General features: G+C 65.8%; 22 protein-coding genes and 1 pseudogene. 14 read left to right on the plus strand and 9 right to left on the minus strand.

The genetic code is table 11. From position 1 onward, the window contains the following. Positions 1–36: 36 nt before the first annotated feature. Positions 37–2,925, minus strand: coding sequence for a ribonucleoside-diphosphate reductase subunit alpha (locus tag RBB39_RS13135; protein ID WP_253029475.1), 2,889 nt, complete (start codon positions 2,923–2,925; stop codon positions 37–39). A 380-nt stretch (positions 2,926–3,305) separates the two neighbouring features. Here RBB39_RS13135 and RBB39_RS13140 point away from each other — a divergent pair, with 380 nt between their 5' ends. After that, a complete protein-coding gene (locus RBB39_RS13140) occupies positions 3,306–4,019 on the plus strand; it encodes a winged helix-turn-helix domain-containing protein (RefSeq protein WP_083970186.1) in 714 nt (237 codons plus the stop codon). Positions 4,020–4,023: 4 nt separating this feature from the next. After that, the gene (locus tag RBB39_RS13145; RefSeq protein WP_222516089.1) at positions 4,024–5,628 is read left to right on the plus strand and encodes an ATP-binding protein; all 1,605 of its coding nucleotides are present in this window, start codon (positions 4,024–4,026) and stop codon (positions 5,626–5,628) included. A gap of 45 nt (positions 5,629–5,673) precedes the next feature. Here the strand turns inward: RBB39_RS13145 and RBB39_RS13150 are convergent, their stop codons facing one another. Then, positions 5,674–6,588 (minus strand): LysR family transcriptional regulator, encoded by a 915-nt coding sequence (locus RBB39_RS13150; protein ID WP_045991224.1) that lies wholly within the window; start codon positions 6,586–6,588, stop codon positions 5,674–5,676. Positions 6,589–6,692: 104 nt separating this feature from the next. Between RBB39_RS13150 and metE the strand changes: the two genes are divergently transcribed. The 3 genes from metE to RBB39_RS13165 all read left to right on the plus strand — a co-directional run bounded on the left by metE (position 6,693) and on the right by RBB39_RS13165 (position 10,754). Next, on the plus strand, positions 6,693–8,993 hold the full coding sequence (gene metE, locus RBB39_RS13155; protein ID WP_253029476.1) for a 5-methyltetrahydropteroyltriglutamate--homocysteine S-methyltransferase: 2,301 nt from the start codon (positions 6,693–6,695) through the stop codon (positions 8,991–8,993). Between the two features lie 208 nt (positions 8,994–9,201). Continuing rightward, positions 9,202–9,957: a COG3650 family protein gene (locus RBB39_RS13160; RefSeq protein ID WP_124803526.1), complete on the plus strand. Its 756-nt coding sequence runs from the start codon at positions 9,202–9,204 to the stop codon at positions 9,955–9,957. Between the two features lie 191 nt (positions 9,958–10,148). After that, on the plus strand, positions 10,149–10,754 hold the full coding sequence (locus RBB39_RS13165; RefSeq protein ID WP_124803524.1) for an FMN-dependent NADH-azoreductase: 606 nt from the start codon (positions 10,149–10,151) through the stop codon (positions 10,752–10,754). A 110-nt stretch (positions 10,755–10,864) separates the two neighbouring features. Here RBB39_RS13165 and RBB39_RS13170 read toward each other — a convergent pair whose 3' ends face one another. Together RBB39_RS13170 and RBB39_RS13175 are read right to left on the minus strand one after the other, a co-directional pair. Next, on the minus strand, positions 10,865–12,013 hold the full coding sequence (locus tag RBB39_RS13170) for a metal-dependent hydrolase (protein ID WP_306169136.1): 1,149 nt from the start codon (positions 12,011–12,013) through the stop codon (positions 10,865–10,867). Next, the gene (locus RBB39_RS13175) at positions 12,001–12,534 is read right to left on the minus strand and encodes a DNA-3-methyladenine glycosylase I (protein WP_124803520.1); all 534 of its coding nucleotides are present in this window, start codon (positions 12,532–12,534) and stop codon (positions 12,001–12,003) included. Before RBB39_RS13175 ends, RBB39_RS13170 begins: the two co-directional genes overlap by 13 nt. A gap of 149 nt (positions 12,535–12,683) precedes the next feature. Between RBB39_RS13175 and RBB39_RS13180 the strand changes: the two genes are divergently transcribed. Both RBB39_RS13180 and RBB39_RS13185 read left to right on the plus strand, forming a co-directional pair. Beyond that, the gene (locus tag RBB39_RS13180; RefSeq protein ID WP_124803518.1) at positions 12,684–13,136 is read left to right on the plus strand and encodes a DUF411 domain-containing protein; all 453 of its coding nucleotides are present in this window, start codon (positions 12,684–12,686) and stop codon (positions 13,134–13,136) included. 44 nt (positions 13,137–13,180) lie between these two features. Next, positions 13,181–13,621 (plus strand): VOC family protein, encoded by a 441-nt coding sequence (locus RBB39_RS13185; protein WP_124803516.1) that lies wholly within the window; start codon positions 13,181–13,183, stop codon positions 13,619–13,621. 132 nt (positions 13,622–13,753) lie between these two features. On the opposite strand, the gene slmA is transcribed toward RBB39_RS13185, so the two are convergent. From slmA to coaBC, 5 genes are all read right to left on the minus strand, one after another. Further along, positions 13,754–14,362 (minus strand): nucleoid occlusion factor SlmA, encoded by a 609-nt coding sequence (gene slmA, locus RBB39_RS13190; RefSeq protein ID WP_045991216.1) that lies wholly within the window; start codon positions 14,360–14,362, stop codon positions 13,754–13,756. 136 nt (positions 14,363–14,498) lie between these two features. Beyond that, the gene (gene argB, locus RBB39_RS13195; protein ID WP_045991215.1) at positions 14,499–15,404 is read right to left on the minus strand and encodes an acetylglutamate kinase; all 906 of its coding nucleotides are present in this window, start codon (positions 15,402–15,404) and stop codon (positions 14,499–14,501) included. A 21-nt stretch (positions 15,405–15,425) separates the two neighbouring features. Next, a complete protein-coding gene (locus RBB39_RS13200) occupies positions 15,426–16,808 on the minus strand; it encodes a phosphomannomutase/phosphoglucomutase (RefSeq protein ID WP_253028490.1) in 1,383 nt (460 codons plus the stop codon). A gap of 59 nt (positions 16,809–16,867) precedes the next feature. Continuing rightward, complete coding sequence (dut, locus tag RBB39_RS13205) at positions 16,868–17,335, minus strand: dUTP diphosphatase (RefSeq protein ID WP_124803512.1); 468 nt, start codon at positions 17,333–17,335, stop codon at positions 16,868–16,870. Between the two features lie 60 nt (positions 17,336–17,395). Then, complete coding sequence (coaBC, locus tag RBB39_RS13210; RefSeq protein ID WP_253028489.1) at positions 17,396–18,742, minus strand: bifunctional phosphopantothenoylcysteine decarboxylase/phosphopantothenate--cysteine ligase CoaBC; 1,347 nt, start codon at positions 18,740–18,742, stop codon at positions 17,396–17,398. 280 nt (positions 18,743–19,022) lie between these two features. Between coaBC and radC the strand changes: the two genes are divergently transcribed. From radC to RBB39_RS13245, 7 genes and pseudogenes are all read left to right on the plus strand, one after another. Beyond that, the gene (radC, locus tag RBB39_RS13215; protein ID WP_124803508.1) at positions 19,023–19,697 is read left to right on the plus strand and encodes a DNA repair protein RadC; all 675 of its coding nucleotides are present in this window, start codon (positions 19,023–19,025) and stop codon (positions 19,695–19,697) included. A 398-nt stretch (positions 19,698–20,095) separates the two neighbouring features. Beyond that, on the plus strand, positions 20,096–20,332 hold the full coding sequence (rpmB, locus tag RBB39_RS13220) for a 50S ribosomal protein L28 (RefSeq protein ID WP_045991211.1): 237 nt from the start codon (positions 20,096–20,098) through the stop codon (positions 20,330–20,332). Positions 20,333–20,444: 112 nt separating this feature from the next. Then, positions 20,445–20,600, plus strand: a complete 156-nt coding sequence (gene rpmG / locus RBB39_RS13225; RefSeq protein WP_016856547.1) for a 50S ribosomal protein L33 — start codon at positions 20,445–20,447, stop codon at positions 20,598–20,600. A 155-nt stretch (positions 20,601–20,755) separates the two neighbouring features. Beyond that, entirely contained in the window at positions 20,756–21,676 is a 921-nt protein-coding gene (gene mutM / locus RBB39_RS13230; protein WP_306169137.1) for a bifunctional DNA-formamidopyrimidine glycosylase/DNA-(apurinic or apyrimidinic site) lyase, read from the plus strand. 64 nt (positions 21,677–21,740) lie between these two features. Then, a complete protein-coding gene (locus tag RBB39_RS13235; protein ID WP_045991285.1) occupies positions 21,741–22,931 on the plus strand; it encodes a class I SAM-dependent rRNA methyltransferase in 1,191 nt (396 codons plus the stop codon). Between the two features lie 178 nt (positions 22,932–23,109). Then, positions 23,110–23,262, plus strand: a pseudogene (locus tag RBB39_RS13240) (putative signal transducing protein); the annotation flags it as partial. A 162-nt stretch (positions 23,263–23,424) separates the two neighbouring features. Further along, a complete protein-coding gene (locus tag RBB39_RS13245) occupies positions 23,425–23,883 on the plus strand; it encodes a thioesterase family protein (RefSeq protein WP_045991208.1) in 459 nt (152 codons plus the stop codon). Positions 23,884–23,908: the final 25 nt, after the last annotated feature.

Below are 23,908 nucleotides of genomic sequence, written 5' to 3' on the forward strand. Positions count from 1 at the left end.
CTGGCCCGCACGTCCGTCATGGCGTTGTCGCCGGTGTTACTGGCAGGCCTCGCAGCCCAGCTCGTCGATTTCCCCGGCGGACGGCGGACGCTGGCCACCCTTGCCCTTGAGGAAGTCGTCGATGCCGCGGGGCTCTTCGGCTGCGGGTGCCGGCGCCGGTGCGGCCGCCTGGGGTGCGGTGCCGTTGGAGACGGCGTTGAGCTTGCCGCGGTCCACCGTGGACTTCTCCACCGAAGTGGCGCCGAGGGCGCGCAGGTAGTAGGTGGTCTTGAGGCCACGGAACCACGCCATGCGGTAGGTCACGTCGAGCTTCTTGCCGGACACGCCCTGGATGTAGAGATTCAGCGACTGGGCCTGGTCGATCCACTTCTGGCGCCGTGCGGCGGCTTCGACCAGCCACTTGGGCTCGACCTCGAAGGCGGTGGCGTACTTGGCCTTGAGGTCGTCCGGGATGCGGTCGATGGGCTGGACGCTGCCGTCGTAGTACTTGAGGTCGTTGATCATGACCTCGTCCCACAGGCCGCGTTCCTTGAGGTCGTTGACCATCCAGGAGTTGACCACGGTGAACTCGCCGGACAGGTTCGATTTCACGAACAGGTTCTGATAGGTCGGCTCGATCGACTGGGTCACGCCGCAGATGTTCGAGATGGTCGCGGTGGGGGCGATGGCCATCACGTTGGAGTTGCGCATGCCCTGGCTGCGCACCTTGTCACGGATGCGATCCCAGTCCTGGGTCTGGCTGGTGTCGACCTCGATGTACTGCTCGCCACGCTCGGCCTTGAGCTTGTCGACGGAGTCGATCGGCAGCACGCCCTGGCTCCACAGCGAGCCCTCGAAGCTCTCGTAGCGTCCGCGCTCGGCGGCCAGGTCGCTGGAGGCCTCGATGGCGTGGTAGCTGATCAGCTCCATGGAGCGGTCGGCAAAGGCCACCGCCTCGCCGCTGGCGTAGGCGATGCCCTGGGCGTACAGCGCGTCCTGGAAGCCCATCAGGCCAAGGCCCACCGGGCGGTGCTTGAAGTTGGAGTTGCGCGCCTGGGGCACCGCGTAATAGTTGATGTCGATGACGTTGTCGAGCATCCGCACCGCGGTGCGCACGGTCTTCTTGAGCTTGTCGTTGTCGAGCTCGCCGTCGACCACGTGCTGCGCCAGGTTGATCGAGCCCAGGTTGCACACCGCGATCTCGTCGGGCGAGGTGTTGAGGGTGATCTCGGTGCACAGGTTGGAGCTGTGGACCACGCCGGCATGGCTCTGGGGGCTGCGAATGTTGCAGGCATCCTTGAAGGTGATCCAGGGATGGCCGGTCTCGAACAGCATCGACAGCATCTTGCGCCACAGGTCCTTGGCCTTGACCCGCTTGAACAGCTTGAGCTGACCGTTGCGGGTCATCTCCTCGTACTCGGCATAGCGCTTCTCGAAGGCCACGCCGTACAGGTCATGCAGGTCCGGGCAGGTGGACGGCGAGAACAGGGTCCACTCCTCGTCATTGAACACCCGCTTCATGAACAGGTCCGGCACCCAGTTGGCGGTGTTCATGTCATGGGTACGACGACGGTCATCGCCGGTGTTCTTGCGCAGCTCGAGGAATTCCTCGACATCCAGGTGCCAGGTCTCGAGGTAGGCGCAGACGGCACCCTTGCGCTTGCCGCCCTGGTTGACCGCGACGGCGGTGTCGTTGACCACCTTGAGGAAGGGGACCACACCCTGGGACTTGCCGTTGGTGCCCTTGATGTAGGAGCCCAGCGCACGCACCGGGGTCCAGTCGTTGCCGAGGCCGCCGGCCCACTTGGACAGCATGGCGTTGTCGCGGATCGCGCCGTAGATGCTCTCGAGGTCATCCGGCACGGTGGTCAGGTAGCAGCTGGAGAGCTGGCTGCGCACGGTGCCCGCGTTGAACAGGGTCGGGGTGGAGGCCATGTAGTCGAAGCTGGAGAGCAGCTCGTAGAACTCGATGGCCCGCGTCTCGCGGTCGTCCTCGTTCAGCGCAAGGCCCATGGCCACGCGCATGAACATCACCTGGGGCAGCTCGTAGCGCACGTCATCGCGGTGGATGAAGTAGCGGTCGTACAGGGTCTGCAGGCCCAGGTAGGTGAACTGGTTGTCGCGGCTGTGGTCGAGCGCCTCGCCCAGACGTTCCAGGTCGAAGTTGGCAAGCTCGGGGTCGAGCTGTTCGAACTCGATGCCGCGCTCGACGTAGCGCACGAAGGCCGGCTTGTAGAGCTCGGCCATGTCGCCGTAGGTGGCGTCCTCGGCCACGTCGAGGAACGACAGCGCCTCGCGGCGCAGGTTGTCCTGCAGCAGACGAGCGGTGACGTAGGTGTAGTTCGGGTCCTTCTCGACCAGGGTGCGGGCGGTCATCATCAGCGCCTGGGACACGCCATCGATGGTCACGCCGTCGTACAGGTTCTTCAGCGAGTCCTGGACGATCTTGTTGGGGTCGACGTTCTCGAGGCCTTCGCAGGCGTCGAACACCAGGGTCTCGATACGCCCCAGGTCCAGCGGACGACGGCTGCCGTCGGCGGCGGTGACGTTGAGGGTCGGGTGCGGCTTCTCGATGCCGCTTTCCTCGCGGGCGCGGGCGTGTTCCTCGCGGTACAGCACGTAGGCGCGGGCGACCTTCTGCTCGCCGCTGCGCATCAGCGCCAGCTCGACCTGGTCCTGAATATCCTCGATGTGCACGGTGCCACCGTCGGCCAGGCGACGGGCAAAGGTCTGCTCGATGGCCTCGGCGGATTCCTTGACGAAGTCACGGACCCGGCTGGAGGTGGCGGCATTGTCCCCCTCGACGGCGATGAATGCCTTGCTGATGGCCACGGCGATCTTGCCGGCGTCGAAGGGCACCACGTCCCCGGTGCGCTTGATCACGCGCAGCGTGTCGGGGGCGGTGACGGAGACGGACGGTCGGTCCGGGCTAGCGAGGGTATCCATGGCGCCGAGGCTCCCTATGAGGTAAAAAAAGTCGTGAAAACAGGCGTGACCAACTGCGAGAAAGAGGCAGTTGACAGGCTTCTGTGATATTGCTAGAGACACATGATGTGGTGTCTCTCTGGATATTCGGACACAAGATAGTGTGCTTCTTGCCCGTCATCAAGTGGATAAGTCTGTGGATGAGGTGTGGTCATCAAGGGGGCAACTGGGCACAACCGGCGTGGACGCCGTGGTGGCGGCCTTGATGCGCATCAGGGCGAGGGCAGGCGACAGCGCAAAATTCGGGTATCCTTGTGTTATCGCGTGTGACATTGCTCAGCACCAGTCATTCGGCCAGGTTGGATAATGCCCGGCATTCGCCAAAAGGAATGAGACCCCCTATGGAAGAACGTTCAGAGCAACGAGAACAGGATCACGTACTTATCATCGAAGATGATGAGCGTCTCGCTGGTCTGACGCGGGACTACCTCGAAGCCAACGGCTTCCGAGTGAGCCTGGAGGATGACGGCGGTCGCGGCGTCGATCGTATTCTGTCGCTGCAGCCGGATCTGGTGATTCTGGATCTGATGCTGCCGGGCGAGGATGGTCTGTCGATCTGTCGTCGAGTTCGCAGCGACTACGGTGGTCCGATCCTGATGCTGACCGCCCGGACCGACGACATGGATCAGGTCCTGGGGCTCGAGATGGGCGCCGACGATTATGTGCCGAAGCCGGTGCAGCCGCGGGTACTGCTGGCACGCATGCGTGCCCTGCTGCGTCGTCTTGACGGAGCCGAGGTCAGTGGCGAAAGCCGCTTGACGTTCCAGGACCTGGAAATCGACAACGCCACCCGCGAGGCCTGGCTCAAGGGCGAGCGTATCGATCTGACCAGCGCCGAGTTCGACCTCTTGTGGCTGCTGGCCAGCCACGCCGGTAGGGTGCTGACCCGCGAAGAAATCTTTTCCCAGTTGCGTGGCATCCGCTACGACGGCCAGGACCGCTCCATCGACGTGCGGGTGTCGCGGATTCGGCCCAAGATAGGCGATGACCCCCATCATCCGCACCGCATCAAGACGGTCAGGAGCAAGGGCTATCTGTTCGTGAAGGACAGCTGAACCCATGCGTCGCGCCCTGGCCGACAGTACCTTCCTGCGGGTCTACGTCATGCTGGCGGCGACCCTGGTGCTGGCGCTCGGCGTGGCGATGGTGGGCATGACGCTGATCGACAAGGTGCGCATCGAGCACTATCGCGAACAGCTGGCCGAGGCGCCCATGCACCTGTTGGCGACGATGATCGACAGCATGCCGCGGGGCGAGCGGCGTGAGTGGATGGCCGAGAAGTCCGAGGCGCTGGACATGTCGATGTCGATCGTGCCCCTGTCGTCGCTGTCGCCGAGCTACTTCACCCGTCTTCGACTGCAGCGCGGCGGCGTGCTGGTCGGGCGTGACAGTCCCCATGAGTGGCGCTTCTGGCGGCTGATGCCCGCCGGTGGCGCGGTCCTGCAGGTGTCGCTGTCCGGCATGTCGGAGCGCCAGTTGCGGGGCCTGACCCAGCTCAGCGGGGAATGGCTCGCCAGCCTGCCGGCGGGGGCGCGCCAGGCGAGCATCGACAGCATGACCCGTGGCGATCTGCCGGTATCGATCAGCCAGTCCCCTCCGGATATCCTCGAGCCACGTCAGCGCAACCGCCTGGCCGGTGGCGAGGTGATGATGCAGCTACTGCCCGAGCACTGGTCGGTGGTGCTGTTCATGCAGGTGACGCCGCCCGGCGAAGCCCCCTTCTGGCTGACGGTAGGGCCGATGGCCAGCTACGAGGCGCTTCCGCCGGCGCTGTTGGCGTCGATGCTGGTGCTGCTGATGGGCGCACTGGCGATCGTCATCTACCTGATCGTGCGGGGTATCGAGGCGCGCATGGCGCGACTCGAGATGGCTGCCACCCGGCTTGCCAGCGGTCGCCTCGATACCCGGGTCAAGGTCGAGAGCGGCGACTTTCTCGGGCGTGTCGGCATGGCCTTCAACGGCATGGCCTCCCAGGTGCAGTCGCTGTTGCGGGCCCAGCAGGACATGATCCGGGCAGTGTCCCACGAACTCAGGACGCCGGTGGCGAGGATTCGCTTTGCGGTGCAGATGGTCGAGGACATGTCCGAGGACGCCCTGGTCAGGCGCCAGTTGCAGGGGGTCGACAGCGACATCGACGAACTCGACGATCTGATCGACGAAATCCTCACCTATGCGCGCCTCGACAGCGAGACCATCCACGGTGTCGAAGCTTCGCCCGAACCGGTGGAGCTGCGTGACATCTGCGAGCGGGTGATCGACTCCCTGATGCCGTTGCACGGCAATCTTGACGTGCGTCTGTCTGCGGGGCCGGAGATCGAGGTCCACGCCGATTCCCGCTATCTGCAGCGGGCCACCCAGAACCTGGTGGCCAACGCCTGCCGCCACGCCCGCACCCGGGTCAAGGTCAGCCTGCTCGACGAACCCAACCAGGTGCGGGTCGACGTGGAGGACGATGGGGAAGGGGTGCCGCCGGAGGCGCGCCAGGATATCTTCAAGCCCTTCGCCCGCCTGGACGACAGCCGAACCCGCCGCTCCGGCGGCTACGGGCTGGGGCTGTCCATCGTGCAGAAGGTGATGGCCTGGCACGGCGGCACCGTCAGCGTGGACGAGAGCCCCGGCCTGAAGGGCGCGCGCTTCTCGCTGATCATCCCCCGCCGGGTCTGAGACCACCATACGAACTCACTGCGTCACGCCCCCGCTGATCTCGCCTCAGGCCGGCTTGATCCCTTCCAGCACCGCAAAGGACGTCTCCCGCGCGGTGCGCAGAAAGTCGACCATCCAGGGGGCTTCCCGGGTGTCCTCGCGGATCGCGGCGAAGAGCGTGCTCCAGACACCATCCTCGCCCAGCGCGACGGCCTTGACGTAGTCCCGCTCCAGGTACTCGGTCAGTGCCCAGTTGGGCAGCGCACAGACTCCGCGACCGCTGGCCACCAGTTGCATCATCATGATCGTCAGTTCGGCGGTGCGCACCTCCCTGGGGGTGACGCCGGCCGGGTCGAGGAACTGGGTGAACACATCCAGACGCGAACGTTCCACCGGGTAGGTGATCAGGGTCAGGTCGGCCAGATCCTGGGGCGAGACGTGGGAGCGCCCGGCCAGGGCATGCTGACGCGCCACGGCGAGCAGGCCTTCGTAGCGAAACAGCGGCTCGTAGTGAACGCCGGGCAGGGGTTGGGGGTCGGCGGTGATCACCAGATCGAGCTGCTCGCGGGCCAGCGCCGGCAGCGGATCGAAGTGGTGGCCGCCGGGGATGTCGATCTCGACCTCCGGCCAATGGTCGCGGAAGTGATCCACGGTGGGCATCAGCCACTGAAAGCAGCTATGACACTCGATCGCCATGTGCAGGCGGCCCTGCTCGTTGCCGGCCAGGCGCGCCAGGTCACGCTCGGCCATGCGCACCTGGGGCAGGATCTGTTCGGCCAGGTTCAAGAGGCGCAGCCCGGCCCGGGTGAACTCCACCGGCCGGGTCTTGCGCAGGAACAGTGGCCCGCCCAGACGCTCCTCCAGATCCTTGAGCTGGTGGGACAGCGCCGACTGGGTCAGGTGGACCCGTTCGGCGGCCTCCACCAGGGAGCCGGCGTCGCGCAGCGCTATCAGAGTGCGCAGATGACGGAGTTCGAGCATTATCGTGAGCTTCTTTCATAGTAAAGATTAAGAAGTTTAGTTTGATTCACCCTTCGGATGCCAGCGACACTTCGTCGTATCATTCATGATCAAGGTGAATCACCATGACTTTTTCTCATATTCTGGGGTATCCCCGCATCGGTGCCGACCGCGAGCTCAAGCGCGCCACCGAAGCTTACTGGAAGGGCGATGCCGATCGAGCCAGCCTGGAGGCCACCGGTCACGAGTTGCGCAAGCGTCACTGGCAGGACCAGCGCGAGGCGGGACTGGACCTGGTGACGGTGGGCGACTTCGCCTTCTATGACCAGGTGCTCAACGTGTCGCTGCTGCTGGGTGCCGTGCCGGCGCGTTTTGCTGCCAAGGCCGAGCTCGAGCGTGGTGAAGTCGATCTGGACACCGCCTTTCGCATGGCCCGGGGCCGCGCGCCCAGCGGAGAACCCGCCGCCGCCTGCGAGATGACCAAGTACTTCGATACCAACTATCACTATCTGGTACCGGAACTGCACCAGGGGCAGGACTTCCGCCTGGCCAGCACGCGGCTGTTCGACGAGGTCGTCGAGGCGCAGCAGCAGGGGCACGCGGTCAAGGTGGCACTGGTCGGGCCGCTGACCTGGCTGTGGCTCGGCAAGGAGCGGGGCGAGTCGTCCTTCGATCGTCTGGCGCTGCTCGATGGTGTGCTGGCGGTCTACGCCGAGGTGTTCGCCAGACTCGCCAAGCTGGGTGTGGAGTGGGTGCAGCTCGACGAGCCGGCCCTGGCCCAGGACCTGCCCGGCGACTGGAAGGTAGCCTTCGAACGTGCCTACCATCATCTGCAGGGGTCGGGGGTCAAGCTGCTGGTGGCCAACTACTTCGGCGGCCTCGGCGACAACCTGACCCTGGCGGTCAATCTGCCGGTGGCGGGGCTGCACCTGGACGCCGTGCGTGCCCCACAGGAGGTCGAGACGGTGGTCGACCGTCTGCTGCCTCACAAGGTGCTGTCGCTGGGCGTCATCGACGGACGCAACATCTGGCGCGCCGATCTGGCTGCCCTGCGCGATCAGTGGACCAACGCCGCCAGCCGTCTGGGCGAGCGTCTGTGGATCGCCCCCAGCTGCTCGCTGCTGCATGTGCCGGTGGACCTGGAGCGCGAGACCGAGCTCGACGCCGAGTTCAGAAGCTGGCTGGCCTTCGCTCGCCAGAAGCTCGACGAGACCGTGACCCTGGCAAGACTGCTCGCTGGCCGGGTGCGACCCGAAGATGAGGCGCTGCTGGCGGCTTGCGTGCAGGCGATTGCCTCGCGGCGTGAGTCGCCACGGATTCATCGTCCCGAGGTCGGTGCACGCCTGGCGGCGCTTGGCGAGGCCGACAGCCAGCGCCCGAGCCCCTATCTGCAGCGTGCCGAGCAGCAGCGTCGCGCCCTCGGACTGCCGCTGTTTCCGACCACCACCATCGGCTCCTTCCCCCAGACCGCCGAGATTCGCGCTGCCCGTCGTGACCACAAGGCGGGACGCCTGTCCGCTGACGACTACCACACCAGGATGCGCGAGGAGATCGCCCAGGCGGTGCGGCTGCAGGAAGAGCTGGGCCTGGACATGCTGGTCCACGGCGAGGCCGAGCGTAACGACATGGTCGAGTACTTCGGCGAGCAGCTCGACGGTTACGCCTTCACCCGCTTCGGCTGGGTCCAGAGCTATGGGTCACGCTGCGTCAAGCCACCGATCCTGTTCGGCGACGTGAGCCGTCCAGCACCGATGACGGTGGAGTGGAGCCGCTACGCCCAGTCGCTGACCGGGGCGCCGATGAAGGGCATGCTGACCGGCCCGGTGACCATGCTGCAGTGGGCCTTCGTGCGCGATGACCAGCCTCGCGCGACCACCTGCCGCCAGATCGCCCTGGCACTGCGTGACGAGGTGTGTGACCTGGAGGCGGCAGGCATTCGCGCCATCCAGATCGACGAGCCGGCGCTGCGGGAAGGGCTGCCGCTGCGCAAGGCCGAGTGGCAGGAGTATCTGGACTGGGCGGTGGAGGCGTTCCGCCTGTCGGCCAGCGGTGTAGCGGACGCGACCCAGATCCACACCCACATGTGCTACTCCGAGTTCAACGACATCATCGCCTCCATCGCCGAGCTGGACGCCGACGTCATCACCATCGAGACCTCGCGCTCCGACATGGAGTTGCTCGACGCCTTCCGTGACTTTGACTATCCCAACGAGATCGGACCGGGGGTCTACGACATCCATTCACCGAACCTGCCCGAGGTGGACTGGATGGTGGCGCTGATGGAAAAGGCCGCCGAGCGCATCTCGCTGGAGCGGCTGTGGGTCAACCCGGACTGCGGCCTCAAGACCCGTCAGTGGGATGAGGTGACGCCGGCGCTGGCCAATATGGTCCAGGCCGCCAAGGAGCTGCGTCGACGCCACGCCTGACGACCGCGCAGCACTAGAGGGCCCATGACGCCGGGAAGCGCGGTTGAAAGTTCGTCGATTGTGCGAGGGGGCGATCCCATGGTGGCAGAGCCGCGCCTTTTGACGATGTGGCTGGTAAGCTTCGCCAGTAGGCCCCGACAGGGACACGCCAGACGGCACCTGGCGGGGCCACGGAATCGTACTGATGTCGTGATCGAAGGAGCCTGTCATGTGTCGTCCCGCTGTCGTCTCACCCCTCCTTGTCGTGATGCTGAGTGGACTGGTGGGGTGCGCCACTACCAGCGCTCCCGGTCCTGCCAGCGAGCAGACCGATCGCGCGGAGCGGCGCGGTTCCTTTACCGATGCGCCGGTGGAGCAGAAGGCGCCGCTGCTGCCCTCTGCCTACTTTGTCGGTGATGGCGCTACCTTCGTTGGCTGGCGCTGTTCGCCGAGTCAGGACATGGTCTCGGCGACCCAGGAGGATTCGCTCAGGTTGTGGACCACCCACGGTGCCGAGCAGTTGCCCCAGGCGGTGGTGGACCAGGGCGAGCGTTACCAGCGAGGGGAACTCAGCGCCCATATCATTGGTGAGCGGGCGGTGATCAAGAGCTCCCGCGGTCGGCTCGAGTGCGAGGCCCGTACCCGCCGCGACTCCCTGCGGCGCAGCGACAAGCCCGGGGTGATGTTCCTGGCCCGGGGCAACGAGCCAGGCTGGCACCTCGAACTGGCCAATGACGTGCCGCGCATTGACATGAGTCTGGACTACGGCGAGCGTGAAGTGAGCCTGCCCTATCGCGTCACCACCCTGGACAACGGTGCCGGTCGAGTGATCCTGGAAAGCGGCCGCGCCGATGCGCCCTTCGAGCTGCGCATCGAGGCCGGTGCCTGCTTCGATGATATGGCGGGCACGCCCTGGCCGGCCCAGGTCACCTTGAACGTCAACGGACGTCAGCTGCAGGGGTGTGGGCAGGGCATCGCGCCCTGACGGGGGGCGACGTGGACGCGCTTGGCAAGCCGACGAAAGCGTCCTTGGCTTGTGTAGCCAGCACACGCGAATAAAGCGCCGAGCGGCGCTTTATTCGTTTTTATCGAAAGATATTCCGAGATTTATTCGCTTTTCGACAATTTTATTGGCGGTAAACTGTGCGCAGACATCATCTTCCACAGGAGCTCGCCATGACCCGCGTACTGCTTGTCACCTCATCCATCCTCGCCGACCAGGGCCAGTCCACCCAGCTGGCACGCCACTTCGAGCGCCTGGCGCGCCAGCGTGACGATATCGAGATCACCCATCGCGACGTGGTCGCCGACGACCTGCCACACCTGGGCCTCGAGGAGCTGTCCAGCTGGCAGGTGGCGGACGCAGAGCGCAGCGAGGCACAGCGCGAGCTGGCGACGCGCTCCGATGAGCGTCTCGCCGAGCTCGAGGCCCACGACGTGCTGGTGCTCGCCGTGCCGCTGTACAACCTGGGCATTCCCTCCCAGCTCAAGGCCTGGTTCGACCGTATCCTGCGCGCGGGCAAGAGCTTCCGCTATACCGAGAATGGCCCGGTGGGGCTGCTCGAGGGCAAGCGTGCCATCGTGCTGGGCGCTCGCGGCGGTCAGTACGCCGGTAGTGCTCTGGATACCCAGACACCGCACCTGCGCCATATGCTGGGCCTGATCGGCATCAATGAGGTCGAGACGGTGTTTGCCGAAGGGCTCAGCATGGGTGACGAACACAAGGAAGCGGCCCTCACCACTGCCCACGCCGAGATCGAGGCGCTGATCGCCAGGCTGTAAGCCGCGCCCGACGTCTGAAGACACTGATTCGCAAGCCGCCGTGGCCCTGGCCACGGCGGCTTGCGTATGGTGATCGTTGCTCAGGGAAGAGGCCGACACCCGGCCGGGTGTCAGCGAGCGTCGCAGTCGTCGCCTGCGCCCAGCTGCCAGCGGGAATCGACGAAGTCAGCGACACACAGCGCGGGCTGTGGTGACAGCATGCGCTCGAACAATTGCCCCATGGGGCGCTGGCTTGCGCTCATCGGTAGTTGCAGGGTCGGTTCCAGGGCGCGCCAGTTGCCATCCTGGCGCTGTGCCAGGGCGAAGCGAAACGGATGGAAGCCGGGAAAGCCCAGGCGCAGGTCGGTGGCCAGCAGACGTTCGGCGTCTCCCTTGCGCTCCACCTCGTAGCGCACAAAGGGGCCAGCGAACCAGGCCAGGCGGCGACCGCTGTCGAGCTCCAGGGCGGCAGCCTCGAGTTCGGTACCGCGTCGAAACAGTTCGACGACCGGGCGGGTATCTCCGTCGAGCAGGCCGATCAGCGTCTCGGCGTGGCGATCGCCGTCCACGGCGGTGACCCGCCACAGCAGGATCGAGAAGGGCGCCGGCTGGATCAGGCGCGGTGCCTCGGCCATGTCCACTCGGTCGAGCGCCTCGTCGGCCCTGGCATCGACCCAGCCGCGCGCGCCCAGCGCCAGCAGCAGGTACAGCGTCGAGATCACCAGGCCCCAGCTGGCGGCGCGTTGCAAGGTCGCTGGCCGATGGCCACGCCACAGTGCGATCACCAGAGCGACCAGCAAGGCCAGGGTGTAGGCCGGGTCGATGATGAACACCAGCGGGGTAGCGCTGGGCGCGGTGACCTCGAGTGGCCACCACAGCTGGGTGCCGTAGGTGGTCAGCGAGTCCAGCAGCGGATGGGTCACCAGGCACAGCCAGAAGAACAGCCACCAGCGCAACAAGCCAAGGTGCTGCAAGCCCAGGCCCTGTGCCGGGCTTAAGCTCAAGCCCAGTCCCTGTGCAGGGCGTCTGGCCCGACGCTCGGCCAGTCGCTGAGCTAGCCCGGCCAGCACCAGCGAGAGCCCCGTCAATACGAAGAGCGAATGACTGAAGCCACGGTGGTAGGTGACGTTGGCCACGGCGTCGCCGTAGTCGATCAGCACGTCCAGGTCCGGCAGGCTGCCGACCACCGCGCCGGCGAGCAATGACTTGCGGCCCAGGTGACGGCCCAGAACCGCGCCTCCCAGGGCCGCGCCGAGGGCGGCCTGGGTCAGCGAGTCCATGGTGGCGCCGCCGCCAGTATTCGGGCCTGCACCGGGCAGTCGTCGCGGTGGGCGCCGGCCAGGTAGCCCGCGCTCATCAGGAACTCCTTGACGATCTCCGGGCCGGTAAAGCGAAAGTGACGCTTGAACAGCTTCACCCAGTCCGCGTGCTCACGTGGGTGGTGGGCATCGAGCCAGGCCTGGAAGCCGCCGTGGGACTCCCGCATGGCCTGGATCACCCGGGCGTTGTGGATCACCGCCTCGATCTTCAGGCGGTGACGAATGATGTCGGCGTCGGCCAGCAGACGTGCCCGATCGTCGTCGTCGTAGGCGGCGACCCGATCGACGTCGAAGCCGTCGAAGGCGCGCTTGAAGCCCTCGCGCTTCTTCAGCACCGTAAGCCACGACAGACCGGCCTGATTGATCTCGAGTGCCAGGCGCTCGAACAGGTCGGACTCGCCTCGGATCGGGAACCCGTATTCGCTGTCATGGTAGGGCCCGTGCAGCGGATGCCCCGGGGCCAGGTCGCAGTACTCGCTCATGCGGCTTGCTCTTGTTGGTAAGGTGTCTCGATTCCCCTGGGACCGACCTGCGCTACGACAAAAGGGTACCGACTCGGCATACCCTTGATGGCGCGATTCTGCGATCCTGAGGCCTGTCCTTCTCTTTTTCCGTCAGGAGATCATACGCGATGACACGTCTTTCTCGCGCCCTGGGCGCCGTTCTCATGGGTGTCTTCAGCCCGCTTGCACTGGCCGCCGGCCTGGACATGCACAAGGATCCCCACTGCGGCTGCTGCAGCGCCTGGGCCGAGCATATGCGTGAGGCCGGCTTCGAGGTGCGTCTTCACGATAGCCCCGACATGGCGTCGGTCAAGCAGCGCCTGGGGGTTCCCCAGGCGTTGGCGTCCTGTCATACCGCTACCCTGACCAATGAAGACGGCAGGCGCTACCTGATCGAGGGCCATGTCCCCGCCGAGCAGGTGGCCTGGCTGCTGGAGGCGTCGCCGGATATCGATGGTCTGGCGGTGCCGGGCATGCCCCATGGCTCGCCCGGGATGGAGACCGGCCGCCTCGATGACTACGCGGTGCTCGGCTTTACAGCCGATGATGCGCGCGCCATGGTAGTGGCCCGTTACCCCTGAGCCCGCGCAGCAGACGCGGCCCCCTGAACCCCGAGGAGACCCGAATGCAATTTCTACACACCATGGTGCGTGTCAGCGACCTTGACGCCTCTCTGCACTTCTATTGCGACCTGCTGGGCCTCAAGGAGGTGCGTCGCAAGGACAACGACAAGGGACGCTTTACCCTGGTGTTCCTGGTGGCGCCAGAGGACGAGGAGCGCTCAAGCCAGCTCAACGCGCCGGAGCTCGAGCTGACCTGGAACTGGGACCCGGAGGAGTACCAGGGCGGACGCAACTTTGGCCACCTGGCCTATCGCGTCGATGACATCTACGCCCTGTGTCAGAAGCTCATGGACAACGGTGTGACCATCAACCGGCCCCCCCGCGACGGCCATATGGCCTTCGTCAGGAGTCCGGACGGCATTTCGGTGGAACTGCTGCAGAAGGGCGACGCCCTGGAACCCGCCGAGCCCTGGGCCTCGATGGAGAACACCGGCAGCTGGTAGCGAGCGAAGGGCCGCTGTCGATCGTGCCAGCGAGCGGCGCCGAAGGGGCGCGAAGGGATGGGGGAGCTGACTCCCCCATCGACGCCTTGTCTTGCAGCTTGCCACGTGACCCGCCGCGCGGGCGTCGTTTGCTCAGGCGGGGATGGCGCTGTCTCTCAGCAGGTGTGACGACAGTGCCGGCCACTGGTCTTCCCAGTGCTCGGTGGGGCGGTGGCGGTAGTCGCTGCGCACGTACTGGGCGATGCGTCCCTCGATCTGGGCGGTCAGCAGGTTGGCGCCGGCGCTGGCCGGCATCGCCAGCCGGCGACCCTCGCGCAGCTCCGCCTCGCGTAGTACCTGCTTGAACTGGGTATCCAGCCGCTCGAACAACTGGTGGATACGCTGCCTCAGTCGCGCCGTCTCGCCGGTCAGCACGTCGCCGCCCAACAGCCGCGACAGGCCCGGGTTCTTTTCGGTGAAGGCCAGCACCAGGGTCATGATCTGATGGCAGCGCGGCAGCGCCTCCTGCTGCTCGTCGAGGATGCGCGTAATGCGCTCGAACAGGGTCTCCTCGATAAAGCTGATCAGGCCCTCGTACATCCTGGCCTTGCTCGGGAAGTGGCGGTAGAGCGCTGCCTCCGAGACGCCGACCTGGCGCGCCAGGGCGGCGATGGTGATGCGCTTGCCGCTGTCTTCTTCCAGCATCAGGGCCAGCGCCTGCAGTATCTGGTCCCGCCGACTTGGGGTCTTTTCCTGCGTCATGATATCGAATTCTTTTGTCGTTGATGGCCCGCCGGGGCGCCGGCGGGCGAGTTCCCTTGCGTCCGGAGCTTGTGCCCGGTTCGCACTTCCTTGCGTCGTTATCGTGTCGCTTTCGTATCGCCCTGGTACGGGTACTTCAGTTGGGCGATTCGTTGGTGATCAGGGTGCCGACACCCGCGTTGGTAAAGATCTCCAGCAGGGTGGCGTGGGGCACCCGGCCATCGACGATATGGGCGCTGACGACCCCGTCCTTGACCGCGTCGAGGGCGCAGCGGATCTTCGGCAGCATACCACCGTGGATGGTGCCGTCGGCGATCAATTCGTCGACCTGAGCGGTGGAAAGTCCCGTCATCACCTCTCCGTCGCGGTTCATCAACCCGGCCACGTTGGTCAGCAGCATCAGCTTCTCGGCGCCGAGCGCCTCGGCCACCTTGCCGGCCACCAGATCCGCATTGATATTGTAGCTGCGACCCTCGCCGTCGACCCCGATGGGGGCGATCACGGGAATGAAATCCCGGGCGGCGAGCATCTCGATCAGGTCGGTGGAGACGTGTTCCACTTCGCCCACATGGCCGATGTCGATGATCTCGGGCGCCGTCATTTCCGGGCTCTGATGCTCGACCTTGAGCTGGCGCGCGCGGATCTGGGCGCCATCCTTGCCGGTCAGGCCGATGGCCTTGCCGCCGCACTGATTGATCTGGTTGACGATATCCTTGTTGACCAGTCCGCCGAGCACCATCTCGACCACGTCCATGGTCTCGGCGTCGGTGACACGCATGCCACCGACAAAGCGCGACTCGATGTTGAGCTTGGCCAGCAGATCACCGATCTGGGGGCCGCCGCCGTGGACCACCACCGGATTGATGCCGACTTCCTTCATCAGCACCATGTCCCGGGCGAAGGAGTCGATCAGGGCGTCCTCGGTCATGGCGTTGCCGCCATACTTGACCACCACGGTCTTGCCGGAAAATTTCTGGATATAGGGGAGGGCCTCGGAGAGGACCTCCACCACCAGGCGCGGATCGCGTGCCTGTTCGCTCATGGGCGTCATGTCTCCTGCACGTCAGTTGGGTAGGGTGAGCGAAGCGTCCACGTCGGCCAGCGCACTGGCAAAGCGCGTGCGAATGCGCTCCAGCGCGGCGGCGTCGTTACCCTCGAAGCGCAGCACCAGCATCGGCGTGGTATTGGACGCGCGGCACAGACCCCAGCCATCCGGGTAGTCCACGCGGATGCCGTCCAGGGTGGTCTTGACACCCTCGTCACCGAAGTCACCTTCCCGGGCCAGGCGCGCGACCAGGTCGAACTTGGTCTCGTCGGTGACCTCGATGTTGATCTCCGGGGTGCTCAGGTTCTGCGGATAGCGATCGAAGAAGGTGTCGGCGTCGCCGTCGAAGCGCGACAGGATCTCGAGCAGGCGGGCGGCCCCATAGAGTCCGTCGTCGAAGCCATACCAGCGTTCCTTGAAGAAGATGTGGCCGCTCATCTCGCCGGCCAGCAGGGCGCCGGTTTCCTTCATCCGTGCCTTGATCAGGGAGTGGCCGGTGCGCCACATCTCCGGCGTGCCGCCGGCCTTCTCGATCACCTCGATCAGCTTGCCGGTGCACTTGACGTCGAAGATCACCCGGGCGTCCGGATTGCGACTGAGCATGTCCTCGGCGAACGCCATCAGCAGGTGGTCGGGGTAGATCAGGCGCCCCTTGGGGGTGATCACGCCGAGGCGGTCGCCGTCACCGTCGAAGGCCAGACCGATGTCGGCGCCGTGCTCGGCCACCGCGTGGATCAGGTCCTTGAGGTTCTCCGGCTTGCCGGGGTCCGGGTGGTGGTTGGGGAAGTTGCCGTCGATGTCCTCGAACAGCGGCACGGTGTCGGCACCGAGCTGTTCGACCAGGCGCGGGCCCAGTTCACCGGCCACACCGTTGCCGCAGTCCACCACCGCCTTGATCGAGCCCGACAGCGAGACGTCGTCGAGGATGTGCTTCAGGTAGGCGTCACGCACATCGTGCTCGGACACCTGGCCCTGGCCTTCGCGCAGATCGCCGTTCTGAAGGCGAGTGTAGAGCGCGGTGATCGCCTCGCCAGAGAGCGTCTCGCCCCCCAGCACCATCTTCAGGCCGTTGTAGTCCGGCGGGTTGTGGCTGCCGGTCAGCATGACCCCGGAGCGGGTGCCTTCCAGGGTGTGGGTGGCAAAGTACAGCACCGGCGTCGGCACCATGCCGATGTCGACCACGTCACAGCCGCTGGCGGTGAGGCCGCGGGTCAGGGCCTTGATCAGTCGCGGGCCGGAGAGTCGCCCGTCGCGGGCCACCACTACACGGGATTCGCCGCGGGCCTGGGCTTCGCTGCCGATGGCCTGGCCGATCGCCTCGACCCCGGCTTCGGTCAGGGTCTCGTCGACGACGCCTCGAATATCGTAGGCACGAAAGATCGTGGAGGGGACTTGAGTCATATGAGGGTCCTGTCCTTTTGACGTGGCGCTTGAATGAACGGGTAGTCGAACCTGGGGCGTCAGTGGCGGCCGGAGCTGCCGAAACCGCCGCCGCCGCGAAGGCTCTCGGAAAAGTCCTCGACCACTTCCAGCTCGGCCTGGACCACCGGCACCAGCACGTACTGGGCCAGACGTTCGAAGGGCTCGAGGGTGAAGGCGGTGGTCGATCGGTTCCACACCGACACCATCAGTTCGCCCTGGTAGTCGGAGTCGATCAGGCCGACCAGGTTGCCGAGCACGATGCCGTGTTTGTGGCCAAGCCCCGAGCGGGGCAGGATCATGCCGGCCAGGCCCGGATCGGCGATATGGATCGAGAGCCCGGTGCGGACCAGATCGCAATCCCCGGGGGCCAGCGTCAGCGGCGCGTCGAGCAGGGCGTGAAGGTCCATCCCGGCCGAGCCGTCGGTGGCGTAGCGGGGCATGCGCTCCTTGATCCGTTCATCGAGAATCTTGACGGCGAGGCGAGGGCGCGAGGCAGTGTCGTGCATGAAAGGTCCTTGGTCTTGGGCAGCCAGACAGGCTTCCTGATAAATAAGTGGTGTCGTGGCTCAGCGCGGGTTCGGCCGCACCGTCTGACGTCGCGCCTCGAGGCAGGCTCGGGCCTGGGCGATGATGGCTTGGGCCAGGCTGGCCTTGTCCTGGTCGGTCTCTTCGCGGCGGGCGAGAGACTCGCCGTCGCGCCACACCAGGGTTGCGGCATTGCGGTCCGAGCCGAAGCCGAGTCCCTCCCGGGAGACGTCGTTGGCGACGATCATGTCGAGCCCCTTGCGCGCGAGCTTGCCCTCGGCGTAGCGCACCACGTCGCGGGTCTCGGCGGCGAAGCCGACCATCAGCGGACGCGGATCGCGGGCAGCCAGGGTGGCGATGATGTCGGGGTTCTTGACCAGCTTCAGGGTAAGACCGTCGTCGTCATCGCGCTTCTTTATCTTGTGTTCGGCCGGAGCCTCGGCGCGATAGTCCGCCACCGCCGCGCAGCCGATGAAGATGTCGCAGCCATCCATCAGCCCTTCGGCTGCGGCGAGCAGTTCTTCCGCGGTTTCTATGTCGTGGCGGGCAACGCCCGAGGGCGTCGGCAGACTGACGGGGCCGGCGATCAGGGTGACACGGGCGCCACTGTCCCGGGCCGCTTCGGCCAGGGCGAAACCCATCTTGCCGGAGCTGTGATTGGACAGGTAGCGCACCGGATCCAGCGGCTCCCGGGTGGGGCCGGCGGTGATCACCACATGAAGGTCTGCGTCCGGGGGCACTGCTTTGCCTTTCTCTCCCACGACGCCTGTCGCTGTCCGGGGCGTGGAGGGAGAGCCGGCATCCAGCAGGGCGCCGAGAATGGCCTCCGGTTCCATCATGCGTCCCGGGCCGACGTCGCCACAGGCCTGGTCGCCCTGGTCGGGCCCCAGCAGGGCCCAGCCATCCTCGACCAGCCGGGCGGCGTTGCGCTGGGTCGCCGGATGGCGCCACATGGCCTGGTTCATCGCCGGGGCCAGCATCCGTCGGGCGTCGCTGGCCAGGCAAGCGGTGGTCAACAGATCGTCGGCCATGCCCTGGGCCAGGCGCGCCATCAGGTCGGCGGTGGCGGGGGCGATCAGAATAAGGTCGGCCCAGCGGGCGAGTTCGATATGCCCCATGCCGAGCTCGGCGTCGGGGTCCAGCAGCGAGGTGCGCGCCGCGCGTCCGGTCAGCGCCTGCAGCGTCAGTGGCGTGATGAAGGCCTGGGCTCCCTCTGTCATCACTACCTGCACCTCGCAGCCCGCCTGCACCAGCAGTCGGGCCAGAGAGGCGCTCTTGTAGGCGGCAATACCGGCGCTGATGCCCAGCACAACCCGCTGCCCGGGGCGCAGGCCGCCGGGGCCTGAGCCGGTCAGGCCGCAACCGGAAGAGGAGGGAGCGTGCAACATGAAAAAAGTCCGCAGCCAGAGTCAGCCCTCTACCTTACCACCGGTACCGGATCATGCGTAGCCGCGCACCCTGGCTCCAGATCAGGCAGACCGCACTAGACTCAACGGGTATGTCGGCGCTCGCCGACAGGGCGTGAGGGGAGGATGTGACAAGAGTGTGTGAGAAGAGGGTGTGACGACAGGATGTGGCGGCTGCGTGTGAGAAGAGGGTGTGATGACAGAGCGTGTCGAGAGGATGTGACGACAGGGTGTGACGAGAGCAACGGAGCAGGAGACAGGGATGTCGATACGAGACTGGCCAGAGGGCGAGCGCCCTCGCGAGAAGCTGCTGACGCTGGGGCCCACCGCGCTATCCGACGCCGAGCTGCTGGCAATTGTGCTGCGGGTCGGGGTGGCAGGACGCTCCGCGGTGGACCTGGCACGGGACGTACTGGGTGCCTTCGGCGGACTGCGTGCCCTGCTCGAGGCGCATCAGCAGGAGGTCTGTGCCCAGCGTGGCCTGGGGCTTGCCACCTTCGTTCAGCTGCAGGCCGCCCAGGAGATGTCGCGCCGTCATCTGGCGAGCTATCTGGAGCGGGGTCAGGCGCTGAATTCTCCCGCGCGGGTCAGGACCTTTCTTTCCGCTCAGCTTCGTCATCTGGACCACGAGGCCTTCGCCGCACTGTTTCTCGACGCCCAGCATCGGGTGATCCGCTTCGAGGTGCTGTTTCGCGGCACCCTGGACAGCGCCTCGGTGTACCCACGTGAGGTGGCCAAACGTGCCCTGGCGCTGGGGGCGGGCGCCTTGATCCTGTGCCACAACCATCCCTCCGGGGTGGCCGAGCCCAGTGATGCCGACCGGCGTATCACCGATCGCCTGAAAGAGGCACTGGGCCTGTTCGATATCCGTGTACTGGATCATTTTGTGGTGGGAGACGCAGAAGTGGTGTCATTTGCCGAGCGAGGTTGGGTATAATGCGCCGCGCGCAAAGAGAGCTGGCCCAGGCGGGGCGAGGATCGTCTCGATCCTATCGCGTCCTGGCCGGGCGACTCTCTACCCGAACACGTCACGTCATCGCCGTCGACGCAGCGGAGCCGTTTCGAGCACCTCGACACGGGCCGTGAGCGAGCGACCTGGCGAACGTTGGTGTATCCCTTGCCCATGGAGGCAGGGTCTGGTATAAAGTGCACCCTTTGAATTCCCTTGGGTCAAAAGCACGGGGCTCATGACAGGGCTCGAGGTTGCTGAGGGCATGATGAATGCGGACTTTCGCCGGCACCGCGCGGCCAGTCTGCGACACATCCCTTCGGTTCTCGCCCTTCCCGGTTTGCCCGACAGGTTTTGAACAACTCGCCACGCGGTTGGAGGCTCTCATGTCCAAAGTATGTCAGGTTACCGGCAAGCGCCCGGTGACTGGTAACAACGTTTCACACTCCCAGCGCAAGACCCGTCGTCGTTTCTTGCCGAACCTTCACAGCCATCGCTTCTGGGTCGAGTCCGAAAAGCGTTTCGTGACCCTGCGTGTTTCCTCCAAGGGCATGCGCATCATCGACAAGAAGGGCATCGAAGAGGTGCTCAGCGATATCCGTAAGCGCGGCGACGCCATCTAAGGGTGACGTCCTCGGGAGCCAACTGGTTCGCCTGAGCGAACGGCCTCCGCCGACTTGAATGACTGGCCTGGTGTGCACGACGCGTACCAGGCGGCAAACTGGGAGAAGTCTCATGCGTGACAAGATTCGTCTGGTGTCCAGCGCCGGTACCGGCCACTTCTACACCACCGACAAGAACAAGCGTAACACTCCGGACAAGATGGAAATGAAGAAGTTCGATCCGGTGGTTCGCAAGCACGTGATGTACAAGGAAGCCAAGATCAAGTAAGGCTTGATCTCGCTTCCACCGCAGGCGAGTTGTCGCCTGTTACCGAGAACCCGGCCCCGAGGTCGGGTTCTTGCGTATGTCCCTATCAGCGGCCCTGGGCGATGGCATGATGTCGCTCGCTGCTCGCCGCTCTAACCCCAGGCCTCAGGTGCGCCATGCCCGAGCTTCCCGAAGTCGAGACCACCCGGCGCGGCATCGCCCCCCACGTACAAGGGCGCGAGATCCGTGAGGTGCTGGTGCGCCAGTCGCGCCTGCGGGTGCCGGTGCCTGAGGATCTCGCCGATCGTCTGATCGGCGCCCGCTTCGGCGAGATTCGCCGTCGCGCCAAGTACCTGCTGCTGCCGGTGCTGTCGGGCGAGGGCGGTGAAAACGTCGAGAACGGCGAGACGGTCGCCAGCACCGAGGGTACCTGTACGGCCGCGTCCCGGTCGGACGACGGCGGCGGAGTGCGCGAAAAGGGCACCCTGCTTTGGCACCTGGGCATGTCCGGTAGCCTGCGTATTGCCCGCCTCGGTGAGCTGCCCAGGAAACACGACCATGTGGACCTGGTGCTCGAGGACGGCGTCATCCTGCGCTATCACGACCCGCGTCGTTTCGGCTTCGTCGATTGGCTCCGGGACGACGAGGCCCACGATACCCGCTTGTCGCGGCTAGGCCCCGAGCCGTTGTCGCAGGCCTTCGACGGCGCCCGGCTGTACGCCCTGTCGCGGGGGCGCCAGGCGGCGGTGAAGCCGTTCTTGATGGACAACGCCGTGGTCGTCGGGGTGGGTAACATCTACGCCAGCGAAGCGCTGTTTCTGGCCGGTATCGATCCGCGCCGCGCTGCCGGTCGCATCGGACGCGAGCGCTACGATCGCCTGGCCGCCGCCGCCAAGGAGGTGCTGGCCGCGGCCATCACCCAGGGCGGCACCACCCTGCGCGACTTCGTCAGCGGCACCGGCGAACCCGGCTACTTCGCCCAGCGCCTCAACGTCTATGGGCGTGCCGGCGCACCCTGCCGCCGTTGTGGCGGTGAGCTGAAGCACGTGACTCTGGGGCAGCGCGCCAGTGTGTTTTGCCCTCGTTGCCAACGTTAGTCCTGTCGATGCTTGAAGGGCTCGCCCAATTATTCATGTAGTTTCCGTAGAGAGAGTGATCACCGTGACTCGTCCGCTGCGCCTGAAAAAGAACGCCGATCGTCGCCTCAAGTCCGGCCACCTGTGGCTGTATTCCAACGAGATCGACATCGCCGAGACGCCGCTCAAGGGGCTCGAAGTCGGTGAGCAGGTCATCGTCGAGGCCGCCAATGGCAAGCCCATGGGTCTGGCCTACGTCAATCCCAACTCGCTGATCTGCGCCCGCATCGTCTCGCGTGACCCGAGCATGCGGCTGGATCGCTCGCTGCTGGTGCATCGCCTGAATCAGGCCCTGGCGCTGCGCCAGAGCCTGTTCGACAAGCCGTTCTATCGCCTGGTCCATGGTGAGGCCGATCTGCTGCCGGGGCTGGTCATCGACCGCTACGCCGAGGTGCTGGTGGTCCAGCTCAACACCGCCGGCATGGAAGCGGTGAAGGACGAGCTGCTCGACGCACTCGACAAGGTGCTGTCCCCTGCCTGTGTGGTGCTGCGCAACGACACCAGTGGTCGTCGTCAGGAAGGCCTCAGCGAGGTGGTAGAGGTGGTCAAGGGCGAGCTGCCGGAGCAGGTGCTGCTGGAAGAGAACGGCGTGCAGTTCGCCGCCCCCGTGCTCGACGGCCAGAAGACCGGCTGGTTTTACGACCACCGCATCAATCGCGCCTGGCTCAATCAGCGGGTGGCTGGCAAGCGGGTGCTGGACCTGTTCAGCTACGTCGGTGGCTGGGGCGTGCAGGCGGCGGCCCATGGCGCCAGCGAAGTGCTGTGCGTGGATGCCAGCGAGTCAGCGCTGGATCGCGTCGCCGAGAACGCCGCGCTCAACGGCCAGCACGAGCGGGTCGCTGTGGGTCACGGCGACGCCTTCGAGGCGCTGGCGGCGCTCAAGGCCGACGGCGAGAAGTTCGACGTGATCGTGCTCGATCCGCCGGCCTTCATCAAGAGGCGCAAGGATATCGCCAACGGCGAGCGTGCCTACGCCCGACTCAATCGCGACGCCATGCGCCTGCTGGGTCGCGATGGCCTGCTGCTGTCCGCCTCCTGCTCCATGCACCTGGCACAGGATCGCCTGGTCGACGTGGTGCGCGGTGCGGTACGTCACCAGGATCGTCAGGGACAGATCCTGTTCCAGGGCCACCAGGGACCGGATCACCCGGTGCACCCGGCGATCCCCGAAACCGCCTACCTCAAGGCGCTCGGTGTGCGCGTCTTTCGCGACTGAGCAAGGCGCGATTGAACAAGGCATGAGCTAGATAGGCGCGACGTGACTCGCCGTGGCTGAACACGCTGGGCCGAACTAGCTGGGCCGAACACGCTGGGCCGAAAAAGGCGCAGGGGCTTGCCTCGGGCGATGGAAGTGTCACATCGTGCCTGGGCAAGCCCGCGCCAAGGAAGACACCATGACCGAGGTTCCCTGGACCCTGATCTTTTCCCACGGCAACGCCCTGCTGGTGGGCCACGTGCGCAACCTGCTCGACGCCGCCGGGATCCCCTGCGAACTGCGCAACATGACCCTCGGCGGTGGCGCCGGGGAGCTGCCGCCGCTGGAGTGCGAGCCCCAGGTGTGGGTCGCCGAGCACAACCGTGAGCGAGCCGAAGCGCTGGTGAAACAGGCGCTCGAGGAGCCAGCGCCTGGCGCTGCCGGGCCTGCGGCGAGGAGCTCGAAGGGGCCTTCGATACCTGCTGGAACTGCGGTGGCCGCAAGGAGGACGATCATGACCGCTGAACACGGTGCCTTCGACTGGGATCTGCCCCGGCCCTTCGTGATCGACATCCTGGTGGCGCCCGAGGCCATCGACCACTATGGCCACGTCAACAACGCCCAGTACCTGCGCTGGGTGGAACAGGCCAGCTGGGAGCACTCCGGCCAGCTGGGTCTGACCCTGGAACACTACCGGGCGCTGGATCGCGCCATGGCGGTGCACCGTCACGAACTCGACTATCTGGCGCCGGGTTTCGAGGGCGAACGCCTGGCCATGGCCACCTGGATCGTCGCCTGCGACTCGCGCCTGACCCTGACCCGCCGCTTTCAACTCATACGCCCGCAGGATGGTGTCACCCTGCTGCGTGCGCGTACCCGCTACGCCTGCATCGCTCTCTCAAGCGGCCGCCCCCGTCGCCTACCTCCTGAATTCGTCAGCGCCTACGGCGGTGCTCTGGTTGCAGAAAGCTGACGATAACGTCCTGACCACACCGACC

Origin of the sequence: Halomonas sp. MMSF_3323 (genome assembly GCF_030733595.1) — a bacterium.
Lineage (GTDB): Bacteria > Pseudomonadota > Gammaproteobacteria > Pseudomonadales > Halomonadaceae > Halomonas > Halomonas litopenaei.